General features: G+C 56.9%; 27 protein-coding genes. 11 read left to right on the top strand and 16 right to left on the bottom strand.

The genetic code is table 11. The features are described from left to right. Window positions 1-37: 37 nt before the first annotated feature. The 4 genes from C443_RS05640 to C443_RS21435 are packed head-to-tail and all read right to left on the bottom strand — an operon-like array spanning window position 38 to window position 2,417. Window positions 38-493 carry a hypothetical protein gene (locus C443_RS05640; protein ID WP_005534576.1) on the bottom strand — a complete coding sequence of 152 codons (456 nt, stop codon included), beginning with the start codon at window positions 491-493 and terminating at the stop codon, window positions 38-40. A gap of 3 nt (window positions 494-496) precedes the next feature. Then, window positions 497-2,017 (bottom strand): hypothetical protein, encoded by a 1,521-nt coding sequence (locus C443_RS05635; protein WP_005534575.1) that lies wholly within the window; start codon window positions 2,015-2,017, stop codon window positions 497-499. Next, a complete protein-coding gene (locus tag C443_RS05630; protein ID WP_005534573.1) occupies window positions 2,017-2,274 on the bottom strand; it encodes a hypothetical protein in 258 nt (85 codons plus the stop codon). Before C443_RS05630 ends, C443_RS05635 begins: the two co-directional genes overlap by 1 nt. Continuing rightward, window positions 2,271-2,417 carry a hypothetical protein gene (locus C443_RS21435; protein WP_160163344.1) on the bottom strand — a complete coding sequence of 49 codons (147 nt, stop codon included), beginning with the start codon at window positions 2,415-2,417 and terminating at the stop codon, window positions 2,271-2,273. The genes C443_RS05630 and C443_RS21435 overlap by 4 nt, the downstream gene beginning before the upstream one ends. A 401-nt stretch (window positions 2,418-2,818) precedes the next feature. Between C443_RS21435 and C443_RS05625 the strand changes: the two genes are divergently transcribed. Together C443_RS05625 and C443_RS05620 are read left to right on the top strand one after the other, a co-directional pair. Then, window positions 2,819-3,055: an AbrB/MazE/SpoVT family DNA-binding domain-containing protein gene (locus C443_RS05625; RefSeq protein ID WP_005534571.1), complete on the top strand. Its 237-nt coding sequence runs from the start codon at window positions 2,819-2,821 to the stop codon at window positions 3,053-3,055. Window positions 3,056-3,329: 274 nt separating this feature from the next. Beyond that, the gene (locus tag C443_RS05620; protein ID WP_049943918.1) at window positions 3,330-4,748 is read left to right on the top strand and encodes a pentapeptide repeat-containing protein; all 1,419 of its coding nucleotides are present in this window, start codon (window positions 3,330-3,332) and stop codon (window positions 4,746-4,748) included. 304 nt (window positions 4,749-5,052) lie between these two features. Here C443_RS05620 and C443_RS05615 read toward each other — a convergent pair whose 3' ends face one another. Together C443_RS05615 and C443_RS21160 are read right to left on the bottom strand one after the other, a co-directional pair. Beyond that, entirely contained in the window at window positions 5,053-5,712 is a 660-nt protein-coding gene (locus C443_RS05615; protein WP_005534569.1) for a recombinase family protein, read from the bottom strand. Window positions 5,713-6,229: 517 nt separating this feature from the next. Then, window positions 6,230-6,988 carry an HNH endonuclease gene (locus C443_RS21160; protein ID WP_152423022.1) on the bottom strand — a complete coding sequence of 253 codons (759 nt, stop codon included), beginning with the start codon at window positions 6,986-6,988 and terminating at the stop codon, window positions 6,230-6,232. Between the two features lie 374 nt (window positions 6,989-7,362). On the opposite strand from C443_RS21160, the gene C443_RS05600 reads away from it, so the two are divergent. The 3 genes from C443_RS05600 to C443_RS05590 all read left to right on the top strand — a co-directional run bounded on the left by C443_RS05600 (window position 7,363) and on the right by C443_RS05590 (window position 10,373). After that, a complete protein-coding gene (locus C443_RS05600) occupies window positions 7,363-8,370 on the top strand; it encodes a Cdc6/Cdc18 family protein (RefSeq protein WP_005534566.1) in 1,008 nt (335 codons plus the stop codon). A gap of 209 nt (window positions 8,371-8,579) precedes the next feature. Beyond that, complete coding sequence (locus C443_RS20760; RefSeq protein ID WP_080505456.1) at window positions 8,580-9,740, top strand: restriction endonuclease; 1,161 nt, start codon at window positions 8,580-8,582, stop codon at window positions 9,738-9,740. Between the two features lie 363 nt (window positions 9,741-10,103). Next, entirely contained in the window at window positions 10,104-10,373 is a 270-nt protein-coding gene (locus C443_RS05590) for a hypothetical protein (RefSeq protein WP_005534563.1), read from the top strand. 94 nt (window positions 10,374-10,467) lie between these two features. Here C443_RS05590 and C443_RS05585 read toward each other — a convergent pair whose 3' ends face one another. After that, window positions 10,468-10,797: a winged-helix domain-containing protein gene (locus C443_RS05585; RefSeq protein WP_005534562.1), complete on the bottom strand. Its 330-nt coding sequence runs from the start codon at window positions 10,795-10,797 to the stop codon at window positions 10,468-10,470. 413 nt (window positions 10,798-11,210) lie between these two features. On the opposite strand from C443_RS05585, the gene C443_RS05580 reads away from it, so the two are divergent. Both C443_RS05580 and C443_RS05575 read left to right on the top strand, forming a co-directional pair. Then, complete coding sequence (locus C443_RS05580; RefSeq protein WP_049943917.1) at window positions 11,211-12,290, top strand: tyrosine-type recombinase/integrase; 1,080 nt, start codon at window positions 11,211-11,213, stop codon at window positions 12,288-12,290. Window positions 12,291-12,555: 265 nt separating this feature from the next. Further along, a complete protein-coding gene (locus tag C443_RS05575) occupies window positions 12,556-13,236 on the top strand; it encodes a carbonic anhydrase (protein WP_049943916.1) in 681 nt (226 codons plus the stop codon). Between the two features lie 202 nt (window positions 13,237-13,438). Here the strand turns inward: C443_RS05575 and C443_RS05570 are convergent, their stop codons facing one another. The 3 genes from C443_RS05570 to C443_RS05560 form a co-directional block, all read right to left on the bottom strand. Continuing rightward, window positions 13,439-13,924 carry a GNAT family N-acetyltransferase gene (locus C443_RS05570; RefSeq protein ID WP_005534559.1) on the bottom strand — a complete coding sequence of 162 codons (486 nt, stop codon included), beginning with the start codon at window positions 13,922-13,924 and terminating at the stop codon, window positions 13,439-13,441. A gap of 62 nt (window positions 13,925-13,986) precedes the next feature. After that, a complete protein-coding gene (locus C443_RS05565; RefSeq protein WP_004592890.1) occupies window positions 13,987-14,280 on the bottom strand; it encodes a chorismate mutase in 294 nt (97 codons plus the stop codon). Next, window positions 14,277-15,155 carry a shikimate kinase gene (locus C443_RS05560; RefSeq protein ID WP_005534556.1) on the bottom strand — a complete coding sequence of 293 codons (879 nt, stop codon included), beginning with the start codon at window positions 15,153-15,155 and terminating at the stop codon, window positions 14,277-14,279. Before C443_RS05560 ends, C443_RS05565 begins: the two co-directional genes overlap by 4 nt. 141 nt (window positions 15,156-15,296) lie before the next feature. On the opposite strand from C443_RS05560, the gene C443_RS05555 reads away from it, so the two are divergent. Then, a complete protein-coding gene (locus C443_RS05555) occupies window positions 15,297-15,734 on the top strand; it encodes a hypothetical protein (protein WP_005534554.1) in 438 nt (145 codons plus the stop codon). A 22-nt stretch (window positions 15,735-15,756) separates the two neighbouring features. On the opposite strand, the gene C443_RS22095 is transcribed toward C443_RS05555, so the two are convergent. Continuing rightward, entirely contained in the window at window positions 15,757-15,891 is a 135-nt protein-coding gene (locus C443_RS22095; RefSeq protein WP_005534553.1) for a hypothetical protein, read from the bottom strand. A gap of 124 nt (window positions 15,892-16,015) precedes the next feature. Between C443_RS22095 and C443_RS05550 the strand changes: the two genes are divergently transcribed. Together C443_RS05550 and C443_RS05545 are read left to right on the top strand one after the other, a co-directional pair. Further along, on the top strand, window positions 16,016-16,699 hold the full coding sequence (locus tag C443_RS05550) for a potassium channel family protein (RefSeq protein ID WP_005534551.1): 684 nt from the start codon (window positions 16,016-16,018) through the stop codon (window positions 16,697-16,699). A gap of 1 nt (window position 16,700) precedes the next feature. Further along, on the top strand, window positions 16,701-18,395 hold the full coding sequence (locus tag C443_RS05545; RefSeq protein ID WP_005534550.1) for a potassium transporter TrkG: 1,695 nt from the start codon (window positions 16,701-16,703) through the stop codon (window positions 18,393-18,395). Between the two features lie 22 nt (window positions 18,396-18,417). Here C443_RS05545 and C443_RS05540 read toward each other — a convergent pair whose 3' ends face one another. The 5 genes from C443_RS05540 to C443_RS05520 all read right to left on the bottom strand — a co-directional run bounded on the left by C443_RS05540 (window position 18,418) and on the right by C443_RS05520 (window position 23,792). Next, entirely contained in the window at window positions 18,418-18,774 is a 357-nt protein-coding gene (locus C443_RS05540) for a hypothetical protein (protein ID WP_005534548.1), read from the bottom strand. A gap of 73 nt (window positions 18,775-18,847) precedes the next feature. Further along, a complete protein-coding gene (locus C443_RS05535; RefSeq protein WP_005534547.1) occupies window positions 18,848-20,383 on the bottom strand; it encodes a TrkH family potassium uptake protein in 1,536 nt (511 codons plus the stop codon). 209 nt (window positions 20,384-20,592) lie between these two features. Then, a complete protein-coding gene (locus C443_RS05530; RefSeq protein ID WP_005534545.1) occupies window positions 20,593-21,015 on the bottom strand; it encodes a hypothetical protein in 423 nt (140 codons plus the stop codon). 63 nt (window positions 21,016-21,078) lie between these two features. Beyond that, window positions 21,079-23,223 carry an alkaline phosphatase PhoX gene (locus C443_RS05525; RefSeq protein ID WP_005534543.1) on the bottom strand — a complete coding sequence of 715 codons (2,145 nt, stop codon included), beginning with the start codon at window positions 23,221-23,223 and terminating at the stop codon, window positions 21,079-21,081. A 281-nt stretch (window positions 23,224-23,504) separates the two neighbouring features. Then, complete coding sequence (locus C443_RS05520) at window positions 23,505-23,792, bottom strand: DUF7111 family protein (protein ID WP_005534542.1); 288 nt, start codon at window positions 23,790-23,792, stop codon at window positions 23,505-23,507. Between the two features lie 87 nt (window positions 23,793-23,879). Between C443_RS05520 and C443_RS05515 the strand changes: the two genes are divergently transcribed. Continuing rightward, the gene (locus C443_RS05515; protein ID WP_005534540.1) at window positions 23,880-24,170 is read left to right on the top strand and encodes a PadR family transcriptional regulator; all 291 of its coding nucleotides are present in this window, start codon (window positions 23,880-23,882) and stop codon (window positions 24,168-24,170) included. Window positions 24,171-24,241 lie beyond the last annotated feature (71 nt).

Below are 24,241 nucleotides of genomic sequence, written 5' to 3'. Positions count from 1 at the left end.
GTCCTCCGGCCAGGTCTGTGGCTGTGGGCGTCCATGGCTACTCCTCCTCCCCCAGCTCCTCGTCCGTGTCCTCTCTCCCGATCACTGGGATATTGATCCCGGTCAGCGTGTCCGCGCCAGTGCTCCCCACCGCGTAGTTCAGGATCACGATAGCCAGCACTACCACGACCACGGCCAGGACCGCCACGAACGGCCCCAGACCTGTCCACGGACCCATGCCTAACTGGACCGCTGCTGTGTTCCAGGCGTCTTGGAGGAACCGCGCCGGAGCTCCAAACCCCGCCTGAATCAGCAGCGCCGTCACTTCACTGAACGCCGTGGAGGGCCGCGTCACCAGCGTAGCCAGTGCCTCTCCAATTCCGATTATCACAGAGGCGATCATGAGGACGATCCCGCCCAGACCCTGGACGAAAGCGGAGTCGAATCCGCCCAGCCGTTCGCTCTCCCGGATATACGACATTGACCGGGACAGGCGTGGCCCGTCGCTGGACATGGCTTAGGCCCCCGCTCGTCGGATCCCCAGAATACTCAGGAGCGACACTACGCCGCCAGCAACCCAGTTATACACCGACATGAACGGGTTGCCGCCGGAGTCGCCACCCCAGAATCCGCCACCGCCACCCATCTGGGTGCTCTCGAGGTTACTCCGCTGATCCTCGAGCACCTGGACTTTCGTCTGGATCGTGTAGGTGGTGTCCGGTTGGACCGTAGAGTCCGCCGTGATCGTCTTGCCTTCGGATCCCAGGCTCCCGGTGAGATCTATCCACGAGCTATCCGAGATCTCGCTCGCGTTCTTGTCGCCCGTACCTTCCGCGTAGCGGAGTTTCTGGTAGCGTTCCGACAGGAACGACTGTTCCGTGTGGAGCTCCATGTTCCCGTGGCTCAGATCGTACGCTGTGGAAATGGAGCGGTTCCACGTCAGCTCCAAGTGGTACGGGTAGTTTGGGTAGTCCTCTGCGTCCGTCCACTCCACCTGGACCGTCTCCGGGTGGTCAGACATGGCATAGCGAACGTCGTAATACGAGAGTTTGTGAACCGTTGCGTCCGCGAAAGCCTCTCCCATCGGCTGGAGGCTCTTGGCTTCAATGACTCCGCCCATCGGTCGGTTCTCCACTACCTCGTCCGTATAGTCGCCCGTGTCGTCCGTGGACGTGTCCAGCACGCGCTCGCTACCAAAGTCCCACGTGGACTTTTTCGCTACGTTCAGCCCGGTGAGCGTCACCGTTGCGTCTCCGTCCTTGGTGACAACACGAACCTCCTCCACAGCGTCCAGCGATCCGTCACCGGAGCCCTGGACCGACAGCTTGCCCAGCTGCTCCTGGTAGATCACGCCGGAGGCCGTCTGGTTAGCGATCACGGAGCTCGAGGAGCCCGAGGCGCTGCTGTCGATAGTCGCAGCCACGTAGTCGCCGTCTCCGTCACGGACCTGAACCTCCACCACAGTGGCGCTGTCCAGGCTCTCCACGTTCCCGACCAGCTGGAGATACCGTTTCTCAGCGTCACTCGTGATCGACGGAGCCGTGTACGCCACGTTCTCGCTGGCTCCGGATGACATGGAGCCGTCCGTAGCGATCTGGATGGACTGGACTCCAGACGCCGTGGAGCCGTCCGTGTCACTGACGGAGATCACGCTGGAGCTCGCTGTCCAGTCGCCCGTGTTCAGCCACGTAGCGGTGTTGTTCCCGTCCTCGCTGCTCTTGATCGGGAACTGGTTGAGGGTTGGATCCTCAATCTTGTCCGCCCGATAGCCGACCATAGCGGAGCTGTTCGTCCCGTTCACATGGGCGTCCAGCTCCTGGAGCTCGCCGTTGTCGTTCTCGTACTCCAGCCAGCTCATTGTCGTTCGGTTATGCGTCTCTACCACCAGCTCGTCCTCTGCGATGTACGTGTCTGGGTGTTCGTCCGCCTCCTCGTTCAGCGGGTAGTCTCCAGCAGCAGCCGCCGCAGGAGCGGCCACGCTTGAGACGACCAGCACGGAGAAAACGAGCGTCAGAATCGTTGTACTGTTGAATTTCATTAGTTGTCGTGACGGTTCCGGGCGTCACCCGTTGCTCTCTGTCTGTTCTGTCCGCCGTCCGTCGCGGGCCGCTGCTCCGGAGCTGGTGGTCTGCTGTTCCCCAGCGAGATCTCCACCGATCCCTCCGCAGTGAGCTGGCGATAGGTCAGGAGCGTCATGAGTCGGAGCGCCGGGAGCGCCTGGATCGTCCAGAACGCCGCCGCGAACGTCCAGCTAAATCCAGTGAATCCGACCAAGAACGCCGTAGCGTCTCTCACTGGAGAACCTCCTGTCCCAGTGAGACGGTCCGGTGGCCCGTCGTCTGCTCGTGAACCTCTCGAGCACGGTCTACCAGGTCCTCCACGTCCTCTTGATCGGATCTCGACTGTGCGTCACACTCGAGGCACTCCCACCCGTTCATGGCTCCTCCCGGATCTGGCTTCGGTCCAGACCGTTCTCCTCGAGGACAGCGAACATATGGCCGTGACACAGCTCCACGCTGATCCCGTCCATGTCGTACGTCGCTCCGGGATCTCCACACTGACCGTCTGGTGTCTCATATACACACCCGGAGCTGCTGTCTCTCTGGCCTATACCTCCCGCCTTCCCCTCTCGAAAAGAGGGTTTTGGGCCGTCTGGCCCTGTTTTCGAGCTCATTGTTCGGGAGCGGCGTCCGTCCGGAGCTACCGAAACGGTCCGCCGACACACACCCGTCCGCACTCTCCGCGCCTAATATATCGGAAAACACACACATCTGGGGATTTCTCCCCAGATGTGTGTAGTATGCAAGTTTTATTGCTTAATATGGTAAGTACCTAAGACATGGCAACGGATCAGGGTGGACAGGACAGCAGCGAATCAGAACCAGTGCTGACGGACGACGTTGTGGAGTCCCACTCCGTTCAAGAGCGGGATGGGAGCTATCACGTCACGATCCCAAAGGACAGCGCCCGTGATTTGGGCATCTCAAAGGGCGATAACGTGTTGTTTACTGGACAGGCAGGGGAGGACCGGCTCCAGATTCGGTCCCCTTCTTCTGTGCTTGTTGGTGACGACTGAACTCGCGCTAAACCTACTGAAGCTATTAAATCCTCTAGCCTCATTGAGATTAGCATTCGGTGATAGTTTATACCAACTGTGTTGTATTTACAGCGAGTATCGGTCAATCACAGTACGGTGCATAGGAGTTGTGTGCGTATACGATAGAATCATCCAACGGAGAATCTGTGGTGTCATCTGTTTATATTTTGACAACGACGCCGTCGGAATAGCGCTCACACCTCACCGCATCTTTAATGAGGGTTATATATTGGTCGGATAAATAGACTGGACCATGAACGATTCCCGGTCCAGTTTGTGTGGATACGAGTGGCCGGCAGACTGCGGGCGAGTGGAGTCCCTGCCCAACAAAGTGTTTCAACAGTCGTGCTGTATCCGAGGATCTGTCAAGGATGCAGAGTACTGCGTGTGGCATGTTGATCCAGCGGAGACGGACCTGAAAGCGGTCCAGATATTAAACGATAGCCGTGTGTCCAATGAAGTTGCCGCCCGGACAACACCTGTGGGGGAATTGCTTGACGGGGCAATCATACGGGGAATGCAGTTAGAGAATGCTATTAGTTTCGAGAATACTGGACTCCGAGGGGCAGACCTGTCCGACGCGGATCTCGGGAAGGCCAACCTGTCCAGCGCTGACCTCCGAGAGGCCGATCTGTCCGGCGCGGATCTTGGGAGTGCTGACCTGTCCGGCGCGAACCTCCAGAAGGCCGACCTGTCTGGTGCGGACCTCTCTTACGCCAACCTGTCCGGTGCGGATCTTGAGAATGCCGACCTCTCCAGCGCCGACCTTAGGAGAACCAACCTCTCCGGCGTGAAGTTTGTTGAGACCGACCTTGCCGACGCGGATCTTAGAAATATCGATTTCTCCGACACGGAACTTGTAGGTACGGACCTGTCCGGCGCGGACTTTTTTGCGACCGACCTCTCCGGCGCGGACCTCCGTGTGGCCGACATGTCCAACGTTAACCTCCGGGAGGCCGACCTGTCCGGCGCAGATCTTGGAGGTACCGACCTGTCCGACGCTAACCTCCGAGAGGCCGACCTGTCCGGCGCAGATCTTGGGGGTGTCGACCTGTCAGACGCGGACCTCAGGAATACAAATATAGACGATACCTCTGTGAACGGTGAGACAACCTGCACCCAACTATACGAGGGATATGGTGACAACGATTTCATCGCCAAATCGACATTTTCAATCCGTATCAAATACCCTCTTGTAGATTCTGATTTCGACTCAGAAGATTGGGATGCCACGGCGCGGGCATATCACAATCTCAAGACATTGTTCGGCGACCACGGCTTGGTCGGCAAGGCTCGCAAAAAGCACGTTCAGGAGCGCCGTGCACGGAGTCTTGAAGCGAAGGCGGCTGGGGGCTGGGTCGCACGGAGGTACTTGGGTTCGCTCCCCTCTCGAATTTTCACCGGATATGGCGTTCGGATCGTGAATCTCGGGTTTTGGATGGTAATTCTGTTTCTAATTTCGACGGCGGTATACGTATCTATGGGTGTCGAGGACACCCTCATCGGAAATATCTCCTACAGCGTCCTCGCGTTCACGGTTGCACCACCAAAGGTTCCTACGAAGGTACCATTCATATTGTGCACACAATTCATTATGATGGTCGAGACGTTCTTTGGAACGCTTTCAATCGTGCTGTTAGGCTATATCCTCGGCAACCGCGAGCGGTTCTGATGGGAAGTAGGTGTTCATTTCAACGCGTACAGCACTTCTGACAATATTCTGGAATGTGGCTTCCCTTCTTGAGCGACTCATCCTCTGCACTCAGAATGGCAATTGTATCACGGGAACCTGCCCTACAGTAGTTCTCAACACATATAGTTCACGTCCCAGTATTGAACAGAACAGGCGAATAGCGTAATCATGGGATTAAGCGAGAATTTAGGGCTGTATGATAGCCAGGTGGGGGGCGTGAGACGTATTCTATGACACGCTGTCACGGTATTATGATTTTAATAGAGCCAATTATTTTGAGTAGCTACTCCAGACCGTAGATCTCCAGCCGACCTAAGGAGCGCGTAATAGTCGGTCTTGAAGTACTTAGTCGCTGGGCCGCCTTCCGTTTTGAGAGTTTACCCTGACGAACGAGATCTAGAACGGCCACCACATCGTGATAGTTATCGGCCTCGTGAAGATGACCATCCTCTTTGGTGAACCCCAGCGGAGATGGTCCGTGGTGATAGTCCTCGTCTTTCTGCCGGGCCGCAATCCCTTCTTTCGTCCGCTGCTGGGCCATGTTCGCCTCCAATTCCGCGAACACACCCAAAAGCTGGAACAGAGCGCGCTGAAATGGATCGTCGTTCTCGGGCTTGATCGTCAGTCCCTCCTGAACGATATGGAGTTCCACACCTTTCTCCTCGAGGCGGGCCGCGGTCCGTTCCAAGTCAGTGATTGAGCGACAGATCCGGGAGACGCTGTGAACCACCACCGCGTCAAACTCTCCGCTGCTGGCGGAGTCCATCAGCTCCTGGTATCCGCTCCGATCAGTGTTGGTCCCAGTACTCTTATCTCGGAATATTTGGAGATCGCCCAGCTCTGAACCCAGCCGATCCTCCGCATATTCCTGTGTGCTGGTGAGCTGGCGCTCCAGTGATTGGTCCTCTGTGGAAACCCGACAGTAGCAAGCAACTGAAGCCATGCTTTCGTTCACCCCCGGTCAGTGTATAAATAGTGCAAGTTACGTGCAGCCTGCACGGGAACGCCAGTCCGCGTGCAGGTCAATGTGCGATTCTCTTCATATCGGTCATGCCGTTACTGACAGAGGTCAAGTAGTTACCGAATATTCTGCTGAATACAACGCGTATTCGGTGTCGACGTTATCCATGATGACGGCGAATCACTCATTTGTATTTGTCTGTGGCTACCGGAACACGAAAGCGTACCCACCGACTTAAAACTCGATGTCAATACAGGATAAAGTGTTTATTTCAGCGCTACGGGGAAAGCTTATGGACCGCATCGCATTCGGGGACGAAGAAGACAAACCGCCTTGGTATGTACCACCCAGCGGAAAGCGGTGCCCGGATTGTGATGTCAAGCAAGGAGACAATCATAAACCGGGGTGTGATAGAGAGCAGTGTCCTGTATGTGGTACGCAACTAATTGGCTGCGATCACGGTGACACTATCTTAGATGAAGTGATCGTCTAAACAAGCTCACCCCAATGCAACCCGATAATTATCATTTTCTTTAGATACTTCAAGAAAGGATTCCCTATCAATAACCGTCGAATTTTTAACCATCAATTGTTGAACACCTTCATCTGACTTCACATTTATTTTTTCCGGAGTCATTCGGACAAATACATCTTCGTAATAAAAATTACCTCTCATTTGTATTAAATCAGTTTCAGAATCGTATTCGATTTCAAGCCCGATATCCCGTGGTTCGTGCCATATCTTAATTCGATTGGGCTGGTACTGAATATCCCAAACACCGTCCGTCTTTGCAGACCACTCGTTGTGATCTACTTCAGCTACTAGCTCCCCTTGCTGACTATAGAGTTTAGTATCAAATTGCAACAGTCCGTCAATAAAGGACATTTCGACAAGCGTCTCATCCTTAACATTAAGAACATCTATGGACTCGTTTTCCCGTAGCCAACATTTGTTACTTGATACCTGCAGCAACGGAATTTCGGATTCAAAATGGAATGGCGAATCAACGACATCTCCGTTTGCAGGGTTCTTTTTCGACTCGTATAGTTGGTCAGGTGTCAATGCTTCTGAGTTTGGCCCTGCGTGTGCATGATGGTTTGGGCAAAGGACAACCATCCGGTCGGGATCATGATGCTCTTCATCAGCATAGAAATCGATGTGATGATATTCAATTACAGGACAGCCACATTCGACACATCCAAAATTTGCTTCTTGCCGAAGCTTGCGGCGGACCTCAGCTGGCGGCCGTCGGGACATATCTCCTGTTATAACTACAAATATAAATATATACTAGTCAAGCCGACTATAGTAGAGTGAATCGCATAAACCGATGTTTCATTTCCTACCACGAGTGGGAGAAAACCGCATTTTGTACCACTGATAAAGCTGGTACAGAAGTAGTGTACGGTAGTTCTCTCCGCACTAATCTCTGTATTTAGCACACATCTTTTGTTAGGATGTGGGGATTTCAATAGAATCGGTTGTTATTTCATTCTTGTACAATGGACACCAGTATTATATTAGTACACAAACCTTGACAGACTTGTCGTTCACCTGTACTATATTTTACTTTCACTTCCACCGCGCCCGTGGCTCACCTTTTAATCCATATCTACTGATCACTTCACCACATGATGATTACCGATGCCAGAGCGATACGTCTGGGAGAGGTCCCGCAAGATCTCCACCATCGAGACGGCCAAATCAATCATCTTTCGTCTGTTCTTGCACCTGATAAACTGACCCGCGCCGAGGACGTGTGCATCTTTGGACCCTCCGGAGCTGGCAAGACCACCGTCACGAAGTACACCCTCCAGCAACTTGAGCGGGAATTTCTGGATATCGACTGGGGGTACGTCAATTGCCTTTCGGACAGCACCACAGCCGCAGCGGTCCACAAGATCGTCCGGGATGTGGGGCTGGGAGCTGACCTTCGCCGGCGTGGTTCTGCTACATCCGAGGCTCTCCACCGACTCCGAGAGCACGATGAAACAGTTGTTGCCGTTTTGGACGAGGTGAACACCCTTGAGGAGCGGGCCGTTCTGGCACTCTATGAGATTCCGAATGTCGCCGTGGTCTGTATCACCGTAGACGAAGATGAGTGGATGGCTAACCTGAGCGAGCAGGCGAAATCCAGACTTCGAAGAGCCGCCACGATCCGGCTGGAGAAGTACTCCTACACCGAGCTGGTGGATATCCTGAACAGTCGGGTAGAGGCTGGCCTTCGGAATTCTCGTGTGGATCAGGAGGCGCTGGAGTATATCGCTGACTTGGCCGCTGGAGATGCGCGTGAGGCGATTGCCATGCTCCGTCGTGGAGCAATCCATGTCCGAGATGGGTACGCTGAAAAACTGACTATCGACGTTGTAGACGAGACTGTAACCGAGGCTCACGAGGAACTCCGAGCGGAAATGATTCGCTCGCTTGGAACGCACCACCGACTCCTGTATCGAATCATTGACGAAGCCGGCCAGATTGATGCGGAGACGCTTCGATTCCGGTACGAAGAGCGCGCCCAGAATCCGAAGTCAAGTTCCACACGTCACCGCTATCTGAAGGACCTCCAGTACCGGGATCTCGTAGAGAAAGTTGGTGAGAGTCGTGACGCTGAGTACCGTTCGCTTGAGAGTGCTGCTTAGTTCGTCGCAGTATCGTATCGAATTGATGATAGTGGGATAACTACCAACTAGATTGGGAATTCGTGGATCTCCATTTATAACCGTTTTCCGGTGCTGGAGGTCGTCAGTAGTGGGGAATCAACTCAGAAGTCAGTGGGTGCATTTGTTTCTCGTTTTGAGTTGTCGGAATGAGCGATACCACTAAACAAAACAGTGTATAAAAAACAATCATGTCGAACAGTCGCATTGAGGTTGCTCTTAGAGCAGTAGACGGTAAAAGATTTGAGCGGTTGATGCATGATTTATTGGAGCGGGAAGGATACACAGTGGATCCGACGGGAACAAGTGGTCCCGATGGCGGCCGCGATGCCTTTCTCTCAGACGGTAATCGAAATGGGATCCTCCATTGCTCAGTTCAAAGTGATGGCTGGAGTCAAAAGGCACACGACGATATTAAAAAAGCTATCAAGAACTTTGATCGTGACTTTGATTTTTATGTATTTGCCACAACGCAAGATCCCAGCACGACGAAACGCGACCGTATTGAAAACGAGATTCGCGAAGAGCAAGGCGTTTTCACGACGGTTTGGGATTTCTCGAAAATCCGGAACAGTCTGGTGGGTGATCGTGAGAACAACGACTTGATCCGAGAACACCTTCGTGTTGATCCCAACCGACCGTTCGCGGATATTGAGTCAGAAGTTGATGAACTGTACGAACGCTTGCTGGATCGCGTGAAACTTCGAAATGCTCCTGATGGGACGATTGTTGACGGCCCAGCCATGGTTGTCGTTCATGTAATTCCTCAGGAGGCTGTTGATGATCATAATGATCGATATGTGGATGATCTTCCTCACCCACCCCAGTTCGAGACAAGAGATTCGTTTCCTACGAAACGACCGAAAATGAAAATCACCGAAAATAATCGGCGACTCCACGATGGTAAAGAGCGAAGGCGATATACGGTGATTCATCGAGATGGGTGGACGGAAGGCGTATTCACAGCCACCTTTAATGGCAAAGATCCAAAAATTCGTACCTCCGTTGACAGCCTCATCGTGAATTTCATCGACACTGCCATCGGGGCATTCGATGAGGCGAATATATATCCGCCCTACTACGTTTACGTCAGCATAATCGGTGCCGAAGGATACACACTATCTCGGCCGAGTAGATCAACACGACCACCCAGCAGAGTTCGACCGTTCAACGACGACGAAATACGCTTGAATCGCGTTCGCATCGACAGTCCAGATATAGATGTTCCAGACGTGATGCGGAAGACGTTCGATCAACTCTGGCGACACTGTGGCTGGGAACGCTCGGTAAATTATCAAGTTACCGAAACAGACGATGGTGAGACCATCTATAACTGGCAACCATACCGGTAACAGCATCAGAGAATGATGAGTCAACAACGACCACCGCTCTACTGGTGATTATCCTTCTGATTCCTCGTGTGGTACCGCTTCAGAGAAGTCGCACGCCTTACCACCCAGAATTGAGAGATCGAAGGATGCAGTGGGTAAATTGTTTTTTCTACTCGTAATCGGCTTCGCTTCTTTTCATATTTCGTCCCAGATTAACCGCTGGACGGTGTGATCTGGGACGACTTCCTCCCAACTTCTTCCCACGCCAGTTTGTAGACTGCTTTCCGCCTGTTAATGTTCATTCCAGCGTATGTCAGAGTGTAATCTTGCTTCTTCCCACACGCCCCCCTCAGTGGTTTTACCCACTCTTGCAACCACCCGTGTATGGCAACGCGCCGTAACTGTCGGACGACGAGTGTAGCCGTTGATAGGCAGCAAGAAGCGAAAGCGTACATCCACTTGGACGAACCGGACCACGACGCCCGTGTAGTAGTCGAACTCGAGGACGAGCGCTGGACGTTCGCCGTCGAAAATAGTGAGGCGTCACTGATCAAGACCACTGAGACAGACGACGTACTGGACCTCCCCGAGATTCCAGAATGGGTCCACAGCGTTCTCTGGGATATCGGTATCCCTGAGGTGGCCGATGAGTAGCGCTGAAAACTGCCCGTCAGAAGCGGGGGATGATCGGGGAGAGATCTCCCGATGGGACGGGTCGGACTCCAACCCTTTTGTCAATAACCCCTTGCTACGGTTCTGGCTCTTCCCGGAGATCGGTTTCTCCACGAAGGTATTCTTCTCCTTTCTCCGTAATTGCGTAGTACTGGCCCTCTCCTTCAATTACGTATACAAGCCCAGCATCCTCCAGTTTTGGAATTCTTCGCTTCAGTGTGGCGTACGAAAGGGACTCTCCTCTCTCTTCGAAGTTGTTCTGTATGCCTCGAAGATTGTGACCGGCACCAGACTCGGACAGAAATTCCAAAATGCGGTCATCACTGCCCGTCATCCACTCTGCCCGGTCTCTGCGCATGGGTTCGTAGGCGAAGAGCCAGCGGAAACCATCTTCGATTACCGTCATTGTGTGGACATAGAGTTGCAGTATGAGCCAATGATAGGGCAAACATTAAGTCTGGTGAACCATGATTGGCTCATCGTAGCCGGCGCGCCGCTCCCTCTGGGTGTGGCTCCTCTAAAAACGGGGTGCGACACCGTGTCACCAGCACGGGTGTCGCGTCGGTCAACTGTGACCGTGTTCGAAACATCTGCCGCGGGGTACAAAAAACGTCCCGCAAGGTTCGACGGGAATCACTCGCTTACTGATGAGTTTCAACTAATTATGAACGCAAGCTCTGGCTTAGACGATAGTATCGAGAAGCAAACGATCTGCTGTCAAGTCCGCGGAAACTGGCCCGGAAGTCCAGTCTCCCCTCTGCTGAACAGCGCGAGCAGTGCAATTCCCTGTGAGTGGTCCAGTACAGGGGGTGTCCACGCATGAATCAGCCACCTCGAGGCGACTCTCCGGACCTCACAATCCCGGAGGCTGTGGAGCTGTATATTCGCCGAAAAAAGGCAGACTGGAAGGGCGAGACAGAGCGTACGAAGCGTCGGAATCTCGGCCTCTTTGAAGACTACGCCGCAGAGAGCGACATAGAGACGGTAGACGACCTCACGCGGTGGACTGTTGGTGGGTTCACAGACTTCCTGATGGAGAAGGACTACGCCCGCGTCACGGTGGCGACTCGGCAGAAGTCCGCTCGAGCGTGGCTCAAGTATCTCGAGAGCCAGGGCCTCGTTCCGTTAGGGATCCACCTGGCGATTGAGACGGTCCGGCTGTCGGATGAGGAGGAGACATCGGATCAGCAGCTGGCTCCGGAAGATGCCCGTGCTTTGCTGTCGTTCTACCGTGAAAGCGCGGAGTACCGTGGAACGACCAAACACGTGGTCTTGGAGATTCTGTGGCACGTTGGCTGTCGGATGTCGGGCCTCCGCGCGCTGGATCTCGAGGACTATGATCCAGAGTCGGGAGATCTCCGATTCCGGAACCGTCCGGAGACTGGAACGCGGCTGAAGCGGGGGAACACGCACGAGCGGAATGTGACGCTCTCGGAGACGCCACAGAAGGTGTTAGATCTGTATCTCGCGCGGGAGCGCATCGATATTCGGGATGAACACGGTCGGAAGCCACTGATCACGACTCGGCAGGGCCGTCCAGTCCGTGGGACGATTCGCGGCTATATGTACCAGGATACCCAGCCGTGCATAGCGGAGGAGTGCCCGCACGGGAACCGGCGTCCGAATTGTGAGTATGTTCCGCGGACGCACGCCAGTAAGTGCCCATCCACGCGAGCACCTCACGCTATCAGGCGAGGATCAATCACATGGCAGCGAAACCTGGGGTTCACTGAGCAGACTGTTGCGGACCGGGCTGCCGCCACGCCGTCGGTGATTCGGCGGTACTACGATGATCCGGATTATGACGACGAACTCCAGCGCCGGAGGAACGAAACGGGCGAGATAGACATAGAATCACACCTCCATCCGACTGACCTCTCGGAGAAAAATTCGGAATGACTCGGAATGTATCAATTTTACAGAATCGCAAGACGGCGGCGAGCTTTATCGCCCTCCGACCCCATACTGTTACCCTTCCAGACCTGTCCATTCATTGACTTTCGCGTAGTATTACAGCTAAATAATCTATATCTGTCTTCAAAAACCCGCTCTCAGCGAAGCCAACGCATTCCGGAATCATAGATTCTCGTAATCAGTTCCAAGTTGGGACGCCAACACTGCCTAAGTCCAATGAGTTTACTGCATGGCGGCTATCTGCCCACCCATGAGTCAGTTATTACGTGATTTACTTGCCGGAAACGCCGACCACGCGGCGGAGTTCCGGGACCGGTTCGACAGCGTTCAGAACTCTCAAAGGCCAGATGCTGTCACGGTCTGTTGCTCTGATTCACGGGTGCTCCAGGACCATATGTGGGGCAACAGCGAGCCGGGGCACCTCTTTACCTGTAGCAATATCGGGAACCGAGTCATTCAGCGGACCGCATCCGGCGAGGCAGTATCCGGTGACGTGCTATATCCGATCGAGCATACGATGACTGAGACTGCCGTCGTCGTCGGCCACACCGGCTGTGGAGCGGTAACCGCGACGTACGACGACCTGACGGATGGCCTCGACGAACCGGCAGGCATTGACCACTGTCTCAGCGTTCTCAGACCCCATCTCGAGCCTGCACTGGAACATCTCCCTGAGGATATTGAGCGGGCAGCAGCCGTCAACCAACTCGTTGAGTACAACGTCGACAGGCAAGTCGAGTTTCTTCGAGATAGTGACGATGTTCCCGCCGCTGTCGACGTGTTCGGCGTCGTCTACGACTTTCAAGACGTGTACGGGGGGCAACGGGGTGAGGTCCACGTCATCAACGTCGACGGCGAAACCGATGCCCACGCACTCCGGGCAGCCCACCCCGACATCGACTCACGGATCAACCGCCTCTGGGAGTACTAACAGAACACTGGAGATGGTGGACGGAGCGTTGAAGCTGAGTCTCGGACTAGACCGCCCCCAGCGCAACGGATTCTTGCTATCTGCTCTCTCGCTACTCGACCTTTTTCGGGTCTGAAACTGGTGTTACAAGGCATGTACAAATTGTCGATTTCGCCCTCCCAATAGACAAATACGGGGAGTCGAGCGAAGTGAAGCAGCCTTACTAAAGGGGTTTCTCCATCCACACAGAATCTACATCGATGTCGTTCGTAGTCGTGTTTGTCACGCGCTCTACCTTCTGGTACCCCTGCTGTTCGTAGAACTTGACGGCGTTGAGAACAGCGCGTAAACGAACCACATCGAACCCTTCGTCTCGAAGACGCCGCTCGAAGTGATGGAGGATAGATGACCCGATTCCTTCTCTATCGTGCTCCGGGTCTACAAAAACAGCCGCAACTTCCCCGCTTTCCACATCAAGTTCGCCGAATCCGACAACGCGACTGTCGGATTCTGCGACGACGAGTTCGGTCGTAGCGTCTTTAACAGCGTTCTCATACCTCTCAGTCCCTTCTGTCTTTGCTGCCCACGCCGCAACCTGCCTATCAGTATAGGCAGACGGCCCATGAGCGAAGATGGCAGCGACGTGAATGAGTAAGATCGCCTCCACTTCGGTGGTCGTTGCAGTGCGAACGCGACATTCAGGAGCCATACGCGATTATCAGAGACTGCGAAGATATACTCTGTCGTTCGGGTGCCAGAAGTGCCCGTCGTCTACCTACTCTCTCGCTGTTCGACCTTGTTCAGTTCGATCAGCAACCGGAAAATCGCTTTCACGAGGTTTTCGTCGACATCGAACTGCTCCGCGTTGTCGCCGGCGCGGTCCATGACGGCCTGCTCCTGCTGTTCGTCGGTCGTCGGCAGCCCCTTCTCGTCTTTGACCTGTGCGATGGTGTCAGCCACGTAGGTTCGCTGTGCGATTTTCTCGACGATCTCCCGGTCGATAGTCCGGATTTCGTCGCGCAGTTCGTCCAGCGACATGTCCTCTGGGTTCGGATTCGTGCTCATACTGTGTGTGTTCCCTCGGTTTGTGTCGTCGTCAGCCAGGTCGCTCCGGGTCGCTCGTCCCAGGCGTCCTGTACGGCTTCGAGTGCGGCCCGCTCGCCGACGGCGGTGAACGACGGTCCGGTCCCCGACAGGGAGACGCCCTCGACGTGCTGGAGCGCGTCGAGTACCGGGTCCGTCTCGAAGTCCAGCGCGGCCGAGAACGCGAGTCCGTTGACTGTCATAGCCCGCTGGTAGTCGCCGTCGAGCGCGAGGTCCTCGACGAGGCGAGCCATCGGTGCGATCTGCCGGCATCGCTCGACATCCGCGTCGGCACTAAACGACTGTTCCGGCGGCGTCCAGACGAGCACGTCCCAGTCGACTTCCTCGCGAGCCAGGAGCGCGTCGTCCTCGTTGTCGGTGACGGTGACGCCGCCGAGCATCGACGCCGACGCGTCGTCGAAGGCCCCGGTAACGGTGACGCCCACGTCGTGAGCAGCCATGACACCCAGACGGGCCATGTCCTCACGGCTCATCCGCTCGGTCGCATCAAGGGCGTCGAGCGTCGCCATGACGGTCGCGTTTGCGGCCGCGCTGGAGCTTTTCAGTCCGGAGGCCATCGGGACCTCGCTCTCGGTGCGGACGCTTCCGCCGGAGACCGCTGGAACACCGACGTGTTGCGGACCGCCGTGGGCATCGATAACGTACTCGACACAGCGCTCGATGAGCCGCGTGTCGGCGTCCGGCGCGTCGGCAACCTCGCCGGTGACACCGTCGGTCTCAGTCGAGAGCGTGACGGTCGCTGTCGTGTACTCGTCGATAGCAAACGCCGCGCCGTGGCCGGTCGCGAGCGCGTTGAGGACCGTCCCTGCTGCGGGCGCTGCTGCCTTCCCTTCCATCGACGTGTACTCTCACACGGACCTATTTACTAACTGCGATACCCCTGTAGCGGCCACATTGACCGCAGCAGCGAAGCGATCGCGTCACAGTAAGACGGACAACACTATACCGACCAGTTCGAAGGGAGCCAGCAACGGGAAATGAGCATCGGGAACGTACTTCGTGGACTCGCAGCAGGCATCGCGGTTCTGGGCTACGTCAGCCTGTTTCTGTTGTTGCAGGTCCAGGCGGCCCCAGTATCAGCGCTGGCGGGAATTGCGGTGCTCTCCACTGCTGCGCTCGTCATTGCTGGTGGCCGGCCCGCAGTTCGCCAACTTCTGGGTCGCGGGTCGTCCTCTCAAGCAGACACGTCCGGATGGTGGCTCGCTCGCGTCGAACCCGCGCTCGAAGACGTCTGGAACACGTATGCGGACCTCGTGCTAACGGTCGGCCTGTGGGGCATCAGCATTAGCTCCTTTGGCGGACTCATAACCTACCCCGGCGACGACCCGCCGTTCGGCCTCGCTATCGTTGGATTCCTGTCGATGGTCTGTGGACTCATCTCACTCGGGTTTCTCATCGATTCGAGATACGAGTGAAATCGGGTGACTCGGGTTCCGCTCAGGCCAGGAACAGGAGGTACGGCAGCATAAACAGCAACAGGAACATGAACAGGAGGATGATGCCGTAGCCGGCGAGCGTCCCGGCGGCTGTCAGCCAGGCCGGATGGTCGAACTGCTCGGTTACGTGTGCCATACCGTGCGGTTCAATCGGCGACAGTATAGTGGTTTGGGAGCGAGACGTACCCGAACTACTGCAGTGTCCTCACTGCGACTGGGAACGGTAGGCTTTCAACGATCGATTCAGTACACTGGCAAAAATGTATATTGTCATCGTCGGTGCCGGCGATATCGGGTCGCCGTTGCTTGAGATTGCGACAGCGGGGGGGAACGAGGTCGTCGTCATCGAACGCGACAAAGAGCGGGCGGAACGTGCGTCGAGACAGTACGACTGTCTCGTTATCAATGACGACGCGACGGTGAAGGATACGCTGGAGGACGCCGGTGCGGACCGTGCCGACGCGCTCATCTCGACGACCGATCAGGACGCGACCAACATCATGGTCTGTCTGCTGGCACAGGAACTGGAGGTGCCGGACATCGTCTCCGTCGTCCACAATCCCGAGCACATGAACGTGTTCCGCCAGATCGGCGTCAACACGATGCAGAACCCACAGCGGCTCATCGCCGAGTATCTCTACCGGGCTGTCAAACGGCCGTCTATCGTCGACTTCATGCGCATTGGCGATCGGGCGGAGGTGTTCGAAATAACAGTCACACCAGATGCTCCGATTGCAGGCAAGACGCTAGAGGAGGCCAACACGGAGGGCCTCATTGGCGGCCAGACGCTCATCGTGGCCATCGAGCGCAACGGCGACGGTGATCCGATAACGCCCCGCGGCGATACGCGCATCGAGGCGAACGACCTCCTCACGGTCTACTCGGGAGACGGTGCGACACCGGAGGTGACCGACATCTTCGGTCACTCCGAGGATCACAACTGACATGTCGCGACGGAACGGCGGGCTGATCCCGACGGACCTGAAAACGATCGCCCACGATATTGGCTCGCTCCTGCTGATGGAGGCCGGACTGATGACGATCACAGCCGCGATTGCGCTGGGCTTTCAGGAGTTCTACGCCGCTTTCGGGTTCTTTACTGCGGCCGGGGTGACCGCCGCTGTCGGCGGCCTCGCAAACCGGGGGTTCACCGATGCCCCAGCCCCAGAGATGAAACACGGTATGGTCATCGCCGCCGGCGGGTGGCTGCTGGTCGCTACGTTCGGCTCGCTGCCGTTCCTGTTGACCGCGTGGTTCACGCCCCCTGCCGTCATGGATACGTTCGTTCCAGTCGGGACGGACACGAGTACGTGGGAGCCGATCAAAGTCGGCGGAACGACGACGCTCTCCAGCCTGGCGTACTTCCGGAACCCGCTCCATGCCTTCTTCGAGAGCATGAGCGGGTGGACCGGGAGCGGCCTGACGATGGCGATTCACGAGCCCTCGCTCCCGCGCGCAGTCCAGTGGTGGCGGTCGTTCATCCAGTACGTCGGCGGCGTCGGCGTCATTGTCCTGACCGTGTCTATCCTGTCACGGCCTGGCAGCGGCAGTTACGCGCTCTACCAGAGTGAGGCCCGCGAGGAGAAGATCCACCCGAGCGTCGTCTCCACCGTCCGAACGGTCTGGAAACTCGTCGCCGGCTACACGGTTCTCTCGTTCGCGCTGCTGTTCGGTGCTATCCTCGCCAGCGACAGCGAGTACGCGGCGTCGCTGTCGCTGTGGGAGGCCGCCTGGCAGGCGCTCAATCACGCCATGACCGGGCTCACGACCGGCGGGTTCTCGGTGACGGACAACTCGATTGCGACATACAACTCGCCGCTCGTCGAGACCGTCCTGTTGCCGATCATGATTCTCGGTGCAATCGCGTTCCCGGTCCACTACGTCGTCTTACACGACAGGCAGATTCGCGAACTGGTGTCGGACCTGCAGACTCGCTGGCTGTTTATCCTGCTCGCGCTCGGCGTCGTCGGGCTCTCAGTACAAAACGCGTGGTCCGTTCCTGCGACGACTGAGGCGTTTGCCACCCAGTCGTTCCTGCCGTTTTCGGTGCCGATGCTCGACGCTGCACAGCTTGATGCGGTCCGGGACTCGACGTTCCAGTGGGTCAGCGCCCTCAGCTGTACCGGCTTCCAGTCGGCACCGATCGGTCGCTGGCTCGCCGGCGGCAAGGTGCTCGTGGCCGGTGCAATGGTGCTTGGCGGCGCTGCGGGGTCCACTGTTGGGGGCATCAAAATCATCCGAGGATACACCATCGCTCGCGGGATCATCTGGCAGTTCTCGCGAGTGTTCCTCCCGACGAACACGGTGATTACGGCCCGCATCGGCGACCGGACGCTCGACCGCGAGTCGATGGAGCGGGAGTTCAGCGAAGCGGCCATCGTGACGCTGCTGTGGCTAATCATTCTCGTCACCAGCAGTATCGTCCTCACCAACGTCGCGGGACCGGGGTTCGGCTACGCCGATGCCCTGTTCGAAGTCGCCAGCGCCCAAGGGAACGTCGGCCTTTCCTCGGGCATCACCGGGCCGTCGATGTCCCCGCTTGCGGAGGGAATGTTCGTGTTGAATATGTGGGTCGGCCGGCTGGAGATTATCCCGATACTCGTGTTCATCCGCGCTGGACTGTACGGGCTCGACCCGTAACTGAGCGGTCGCCCGCTGTCTCTCACTCTTCGTCAGGATACACTTCGCCAAGAAACATCCAGCGGACTTTCGTTCCACTTTCGGGTCTGGTCTCCTCCTTGACGTGGTAGAGATATGGCCCGTGTGGACAGTCATCACATTCTTCAGCACAGGTCGTCCGCTTCACCACCTCGGTGTAGCCGTCGCGTTTGGTCGCACGAAGGATTTCCTCGTTGGGGCCCGGCTCTACCGGTGAGGCCGTCTCGTCGTGGAAGCGCAGTAGTTCCTGTGCATAAATGATCGTGTTGCGGAGTTCGTCAGGCGTCAACTGTGGCAGTTCTGTCGCCACTTTATCCGGGACTCCCTCAAGCGGTGTCGGCTCGTTTTCAGGACGGGACATATCAACATCTCAGTCGCGTAGGTACATAACTGAACTGTCAGCTAGAGCTGGTGGCGGAACGAGTCCTCCGGACTCACTCGTTCCAGAACGCCCCGGTAAATATCACGAACACCGGAATGATCTCCAGTCGACCGATCCACATCAGGAAGATCATCAGCAGTTTGCTGGTCTCCGGGAAGAGCTCGTAGGTCCCGAACGGCCCCAGAAACCCGAACCCGGGACCGATATTCCCGATGGTCGCCAGGCTTGCGCTGATGGCTTCGAAAACAGTCAGTTCGAGCCCGACACGGCCGGCATCGAGGAGGAGAAACACCGTTGCGACACCGAAGGTGAGCAGGTACAGTAGCGTGAACCCGTATATCGCGTTGATGACGTCCTCGTCGATGACCTGCCCGCCGAGCCGAACTGGTTTGACGGCGCTGGGGTGGGCTGTCGTGAACAGTTGGCGGCGGATGCTCTTGAGTACGACCAGCCATCGGACGATCTTGACACCGCCACCGGTCGACCCTGCGGAGCCACCGATGAACATCGCGAACAACAGGACTCCCTGTGCGGTGTTGCCCCACTGGGCGAAGTCGCTCGTCGCGTACCCGGTCGAGTTCAGCAGCGAGGCGACCTGGAACGTGGCTTGCCGGAGCGAGTTCTCCAGCCCCCCCTGCGTGATGCCACCGAGTTCGAGCGGCGGCGCGGACCCGGTAAAGAGCAGTCCCCAGAGGATGACGGCCACGCCGGCGTTTGCACCGAGGTACGCCTGTAGTTCGCGGTCCTGGAGGAAAGCGGCGTACTCGTCCTGCAACAGGAGGTAAAACAGCGCGAAGTTCATCCCGGCGATGAGCATGAACGGAATGACGGCCCACTGGACAGCCGGTGAGAAGTAGGCGATGCTCTCAGCCTGTGGCGAGAAGCCACCGGTCGGCAGCGTCGTGAACCCGTGGGCGACGGCGTTGTAGGCGTTCATATTCGGCGCATAGCCCCTGTAATGGAGGCCGAGCAGAATGAAGATATACAGCACGGTAAAGCCCAGATAGAACAGCCAGAGGAGCCGTGCGGTTTCGGCTATCTTCGGCGTCAGCTTCTGGAGTTCGGGGCCAGGCGCTTCGGATTCGATCAACTGCGCCCCGTTGACGGCTGCCTCCGGAAGAATGGCGACCATCAGGACAATGATACCCATGCCGCCGAGCCACTGGGTGAGCTGTCGCCACATCAACAGCGCGTGCGAGTGGCGAGCAAACGATATTTCGTTGGTAGCGGTCGCGCCAGTAGTCGTAAATCCGGACATCGATTCGAACAGCGCGTTCACAGGCTCACCGAGTGCTGATTCAGTCCCGTACCCAGCGATGACGTATGGGATCGCGCCGATAACCGCGACAGCACCCCAGGAGAGACCGACGAACAACAGCGCTTCGCGCGGCCCGAGTTCGTGGCTGTCGCTGGCTTGCTCTATCGCTACGCCGAGTGTGATGGCGATCCCGATAGAAATCAGGAAGACAACGGTGTCCTCCCCGTACAGCAAACTGATCCCGAGCGGGACCAGCATTGCGACGGCGAGATACTTGATGACAGTGCCGGTCAGAGCGACGCTCTGTCGCCAGTCGACGCGAACCGACATCACTAATCACCGACCATTACCTGACGCTCACACTCCCGATATGAAAAAGCCCCACGTTCCAACAGTGCTGTTTCCGGCGGATTCACTCGTGAACGGCGTCAGTTCGATGCGGTCTCTGTTCCGTTCTCGAGGCGTATTGCGTTCGTACGCAGGCGTGTCTCTGCGGTGGACTTTGCCGCTGGAACTGCCGGAGACGCTGCAGTGGCGACTCAGACGTAGCCCTGTTCTTTCGCCCCCTCGCGGATCTTCTTCGACCGCTTACGGACGCGCGAGACGTACCGTTCGATCTTCTCCGGTTTCTCGCCGTAGAACGACGCTGCCCAGTGGACGTCGACACCGTCCTGTGTGAGAAAATACGCGACGAGCGTATCGCGTCCCGCCTGTATCACTGTCGGTGGTACGCCACGTTCACCAGTTCCGGCCTCCTGAAAGCCGTTCACATCGAAGTACACGTCGGCATACAGCGTCGCCATCTCGGGGTCGCCGAATTCAATTCCCTGATGATCAGGGGCCTCAAATCGGTACCCGGTCTCGCCGTCAGCAGTGGTCCGTTCGGTGATTCGGACGCCGAGGATATACTCGCGATACGTCTCTAAGTCGGTTACAGTGTTTGAGATGTCAGTCTGAGCCATGTCTTGGGTGAAATCGAAAGCTGTGTAGCTGTCTGAGTGATGTCTGGTCAGCGTCTTGTCTCGTTAGCTGTTGGTACCGTTGCCGTTGTTGCCGTTCCCGTTGCCGTTGTTGCCGTTCCCGTTGCCGTTGTTATCGTTACCGCCATTCTCGTTTCGCTCTGATTCCTCTTCTGGCTCGGGTTCGTAGATATAGAGCCCATCGTTCGGGTACGAACGCGCGGGGCCGCCGAAGCCGTCCTCACAGCAGAGAACGCGTCCGTCGTCCATCACGTAGACGTTATCTACGTTCCGGAGCGCGTCATCGGCGTCTTCCGGCTCGTCGGTGAAGTCTGGTCCGACGATGACCGGCTCGAGGGTCGAGATATTATAGTCCGATTCCAGCACGCCGCGATAGACGACACCACCGTCGACACGGTCCATCTGGATGTCACCGGTGTCGTTTGCGAGATCGTCGTTGAACTCCGAAATACCGAAGTAGACTGGGTCGCCCGGTCCGGCACCGTCCTTGCTGTCGACACCTTCTGCTTTGTTGAACTCGATAGATGCGCCGATTTCCTTTGCCGCCGCACGGGTTTCGAGGAAGGGAACGCGGCGGAGTTCCTCGTCGACGTTGTCGGGGCCTTTGGCGTAGTACTGGTCGGCCCACTCGACAATTTCCTCGTTCGTGATGTAGTTCTGGTTCCCGTTCTCGATGACTTCTCGATCAGCCTCTTCAAGAGCGGCCTCGCGGTCCTCCACCCAATCAGATTCGGCGTGGGCTCGGAGATAGTCAGATTGCGTGATGTCATCGTATTCGGCGATCCACTCTTCGATCTCCGCGTTGCTTGCGCTACCTAGCGGAATCCACTCAATGTCAAGCGAGTACTCAGCCGGGGACTTCCGTGTGCCAACTGTCGATGCGTCCGCCTGTGGGTTCGTAATCTTCGGCGCGTACAGCGTGCCCGACACCTCCATCGGGTCGTCGTACTCCGGAATGACCTCGTCGGCAACGAACTTGTAGATGCCCTTGCTGTCGCCGTCTGAGCACATATAGACAGTTTGCTCATCGGCCTGAATGTTCGGTGCCTCCCACGAAGCCCGCCCCATCACGTAGTACTTGACTGGCTGTGGCGGGTCGGCGGTCGGCTCGCGGAAGTCGACGTGGTAGCCATACCGGTACGGGTTCGGATACGTATCAGAGATCGGCTCGGTGCTATTGCTGTTGGAGTTCTGGTCGGACTGCTCAGAACCGAGATAATATGCGAGGAACTCCACGCCGTCCAGCGCCCAGTACCCCTGGATGCTCCAGGCTTCGTCGCCGTAATAGTCGTCGACAGCGCTCTGAATACCAGTCGGGTTCGGTCGGTTCCAGAACTGACACCCGCCGATGCGTCCCTTTCCGGTACCAGCGTCGACGATGTCACCAACTTGGTTGGTCAGCGACACACGGGGGTGGGCGTAGTTCTCCTCTGAAGAGATCATTGTTCCCCACGGGCTCAGATCACCGTAACAGTTGATCCGCGTGCCACCGATCTCACGGAACGGCTCTGTATTCGCTATGTTGATCGCGTCTTCAAGGTCGGCTTCCCACTCGCCATCGCTGGTCTGGCGCAGCGGGATTCGACTGATGTTGCCTGGACTGTTTTCCCAGTTCGTAAACAGGTAGCCTTCAGTCCCGTCCTCGTCTGTCGGGACGAACTGATTACAGTCTGGGTTCGTCCCTGCGGCGCCGTACTGTGTCCCTTCAAAATTGTCAAGCGTGATGTCCGTTCCGTCCGGCGTCTGTGTCACGCCAAGGCGCTCTTCGCCGCTGTTAATTTCATCCCGACCGTGTGCGAGGATTTCGTACTCTCCATTACCTGACCGGACCTGACGCTGTTCTGCCTCGGTCTGTGGCGTCGACAGTTCGTCGAAGTCGTCGTTAGTCCCATCGAGTTCGAACTGGAAACCACTGAAATAGCCGATTCCAGCAGTGTCGAACGGTTCCGGATTTTCCGCTTCAGGATGCTGGAGACTGTACAGGAGTGAGCCGTTCTGGAAGACAAACGGCCCTGTCACTTCTGCCCCGAACGCCGTCGTTGAGAACCGCTTGAGTTCCCCTTTCACACTCGGTGCGCCGGGTGTGTCGGATTCGTCGACCTCTTCGCCACTCGCCACACCGATGACGCTGGCCCCAAGCGCAGCCGCCACCGATTTCGAGAGTACCTGCCGTCGAGTGAATTCGACCATACGAGTGAGGAGTAGCAGTGATTATTAAAGCGAATTTATAATACTTATATGATGTATATAGAGCGCTCTTGTGATACCAGTTCTATCTATAGTTCTAATTTTCGGGACATATCTCAAATACTGCTATTATCATAGGATACGTACTGAATAACTCGACGTCATCCGGTCAGAATCCAGTTCGTACTCACCTACGTACCAGTCGGCGAATCGGCTGGTCGACAGAGTCCGAACCCACACTGCCTCACGTCACGAGTCGAACGCACAGTCACGTAGTCAGATGGCTACATCCCCATGTCAGCAGCCGGGTCGGGGACTGGAAGCACGTTCGGGGACACACCAATCAGTTCTGCCGCGTGGTCGAGCGCCATGTCGAAGCCGTAGTATCGCTCCAGTTCGTCGCCGTCAGGTGTCGGCCGGACCTTCAGCATCGCGTATCCCTCGATGTTCTGTGCGACCGCGGCGCTCCCGCTGTCGCTCTCGAATATCAGTAGCCGTTCCTCGTCGGTCTCTCGGTAGGTGGCCGTGATACCGTCGGCTGACGCCTCGACGGGGAGTTCGGAATCGGTCATCGGCGGCTCTAGGGACCGGGGGTATGCGAACTTGGCGGTCCACTCGGAACCGCAAACGCGAAACCGGGCGGCCGTGACCGGACACCTATGGCGAAGTGGCTCCAGAGCGGTCGCCGACGCGATATGTGCGTCTTGCTGGCTGCTGCCGAGGACGGGGAACTCTCCGGCCAGCGGCTGAAAACGCGGCTCGAACGCCGCTACGACACGCGAATCGAACCGAAGAGCTTCTACGGCGCGCTCGACGCGCTGGAGTCGGCGGGGTTCGTCGCTCACCGCGAGGACGGCATCGCCGACAAGTACTCGCTGACCGAGGCCGGCAAGCGGCGGCTCCGGGACCAGTTCGAGTGGATGCGTGAGGCGCTCGGCGAGGATAGCTAACTATTCATTCTCGGCCCTGCCGAATTTCGTTTCGCCGGCACTGATGGATGGGATATCCTTTTTGTGAGCGC

Origin of the sequence: Haloarcula argentinensis DSM 12282 (assembly GCA_000336895.1) — an archaeon.
GTDB lineage: Archaea > Halobacteriota > Halobacteria > Halobacteriales > Haloarculaceae > Haloarcula > Haloarcula argentinensis.
Note: the sequence above shows the minus strand (reverse complement) of the source record. Positions and strands in the feature narration are given on the sequence as shown.

What these genes read in the sequence shown, in the direction of transcription:
- C443_RS05640 (WP_005534576.1), bottom strand. Translation starts at nt 493, where the DNA reads ATGTCCAGCGACGGGCCACGCCTGTCCCGGTCAATGTCGTATATCCGG.
- C443_RS05635 (WP_005534575.1), bottom strand. Translation starts at nt 2,017, where the DNA reads ATGAAATTCAACAGTACAACGATTCTGACGCTCGTTTTCTCCGTGCTG.
- C443_RS21435 (WP_160163344.1), bottom strand. Translation starts at nt 2,417, where the DNA reads ATGAACGGGTGGGAGTGCCTCGAGTGTGACGCACAGTCGAGATCCGAT.
- C443_RS05625 (WP_005534571.1), top strand. Translation starts at nt 2,819, where the DNA reads ATGGCAACGGATCAGGGTGGACAGGACAGCAGCGAATCAGAACCAGTG.
- C443_RS05620 (WP_049943918.1), top strand. Translation starts at nt 3,330, where the DNA reads ATGAACGATTCCCGGTCCAGTTTGTGTGGATACGAGTGGCCGGCAGAC.
- C443_RS05615 (WP_005534569.1), bottom strand. Translation starts at nt 5,712, where the DNA reads ATGGCTTCAGTTGCTTGCTACTGTCGGGTTTCCACAGAGGACCAATCA.
- C443_RS21160 (WP_152423022.1), bottom strand. Translation starts at nt 6,988, where the DNA reads ATGTCCCGACGGCCGCCAGCTGAGGTCCGCCGCAAGCTTCGGCAAGAA.
- C443_RS05600 (WP_005534566.1), top strand. Translation starts at nt 7,363, where the DNA reads ATGATGATTACCGATGCCAGAGCGATACGTCTGGGAGAGGTCCCGCAA.
- C443_RS20760 (WP_080505456.1), top strand. Translation starts at nt 8,580, where the DNA reads ATGTCGAACAGTCGCATTGAGGTTGCTCTTAGAGCAGTAGACGGTAAA.
- C443_RS05590 (WP_005534563.1), top strand. Translation starts at nt 10,104, where the DNA reads ATGGCAACGCGCCGTAACTGTCGGACGACGAGTGTAGCCGTTGATAGG.
- C443_RS05585 (WP_005534562.1), bottom strand. Translation starts at nt 10,797, where the DNA reads ATGACGGTAATCGAAGATGGTTTCCGCTGGCTCTTCGCCTACGAACCC.
- C443_RS05580 (WP_049943917.1), top strand. Translation starts at nt 11,211, where the DNA reads ATGAATCAGCCACCTCGAGGCGACTCTCCGGACCTCACAATCCCGGAG.
- C443_RS05575 (WP_049943916.1), top strand. Translation starts at nt 12,556, where the DNA reads ATGAGTCAGTTATTACGTGATTTACTTGCCGGAAACGCCGACCACGCG.
- C443_RS05570 (WP_005534559.1), bottom strand. Translation starts at nt 13,924, where the DNA reads ATGGCTCCTGAATGTCGCGTTCGCACTGCAACGACCACCGAAGTGGAG.
- C443_RS05565 (WP_004592890.1), bottom strand. Translation starts at nt 14,280, where the DNA reads ATGAGCACGAATCCGAACCCAGAGGACATGTCGCTGGACGAACTGCGC.
- C443_RS05560 (WP_005534556.1), bottom strand. Translation starts at nt 15,155, where the DNA reads ATGGAAGGGAAGGCAGCAGCGCCCGCAGCAGGGACGGTCCTCAACGCG.
- C443_RS05555 (WP_005534554.1), top strand. Translation starts at nt 15,297, where the DNA reads ATGAGCATCGGGAACGTACTTCGTGGACTCGCAGCAGGCATCGCGGTT.
- C443_RS22095 (WP_005534553.1), bottom strand. Translation starts at nt 15,891, where the DNA reads ATGGCACACGTAACCGAGCAGTTCGACCATCCGGCCTGGCTGACAGCC.
- C443_RS05550 (WP_005534551.1), top strand. Translation starts at nt 16,016, where the DNA reads ATGTATATTGTCATCGTCGGTGCCGGCGATATCGGGTCGCCGTTGCTT.
- C443_RS05545 (WP_005534550.1), top strand. Translation starts at nt 16,701, where the DNA reads ATGTCGCGACGGAACGGCGGGCTGATCCCGACGGACCTGAAAACGATC.
- C443_RS05540 (WP_005534548.1), bottom strand. Translation starts at nt 18,774, where the DNA reads ATGTCCCGTCCTGAAAACGAGCCGACACCGCTTGAGGGAGTCCCGGAT.
- C443_RS05535 (WP_005534547.1), bottom strand. Translation starts at nt 20,383, where the DNA reads ATGTCGGTTCGCGTCGACTGGCGACAGAGCGTCGCTCTGACCGGCACT.
- C443_RS05530 (WP_005534545.1), bottom strand. Translation starts at nt 21,015, where the DNA reads ATGGCTCAGACTGACATCTCAAACACTGTAACCGACTTAGAGACGTAT.
- C443_RS05525 (WP_005534543.1), bottom strand. Translation starts at nt 23,223, where the DNA reads ATGGTCGAATTCACTCGACGGCAGGTACTCTCGAAATCGGTGGCGGCT.
- C443_RS05520 (WP_005534542.1), bottom strand. Translation starts at nt 23,792, where the DNA reads ATGACCGATTCCGAACTCCCCGTCGAGGCGTCAGCCGACGGTATCACG.
- C443_RS05515 (WP_005534540.1), top strand. Translation starts at nt 23,880, where the DNA reads ATGGCGAAGTGGCTCCAGAGCGGTCGCCGACGCGATATGTGCGTCTTG.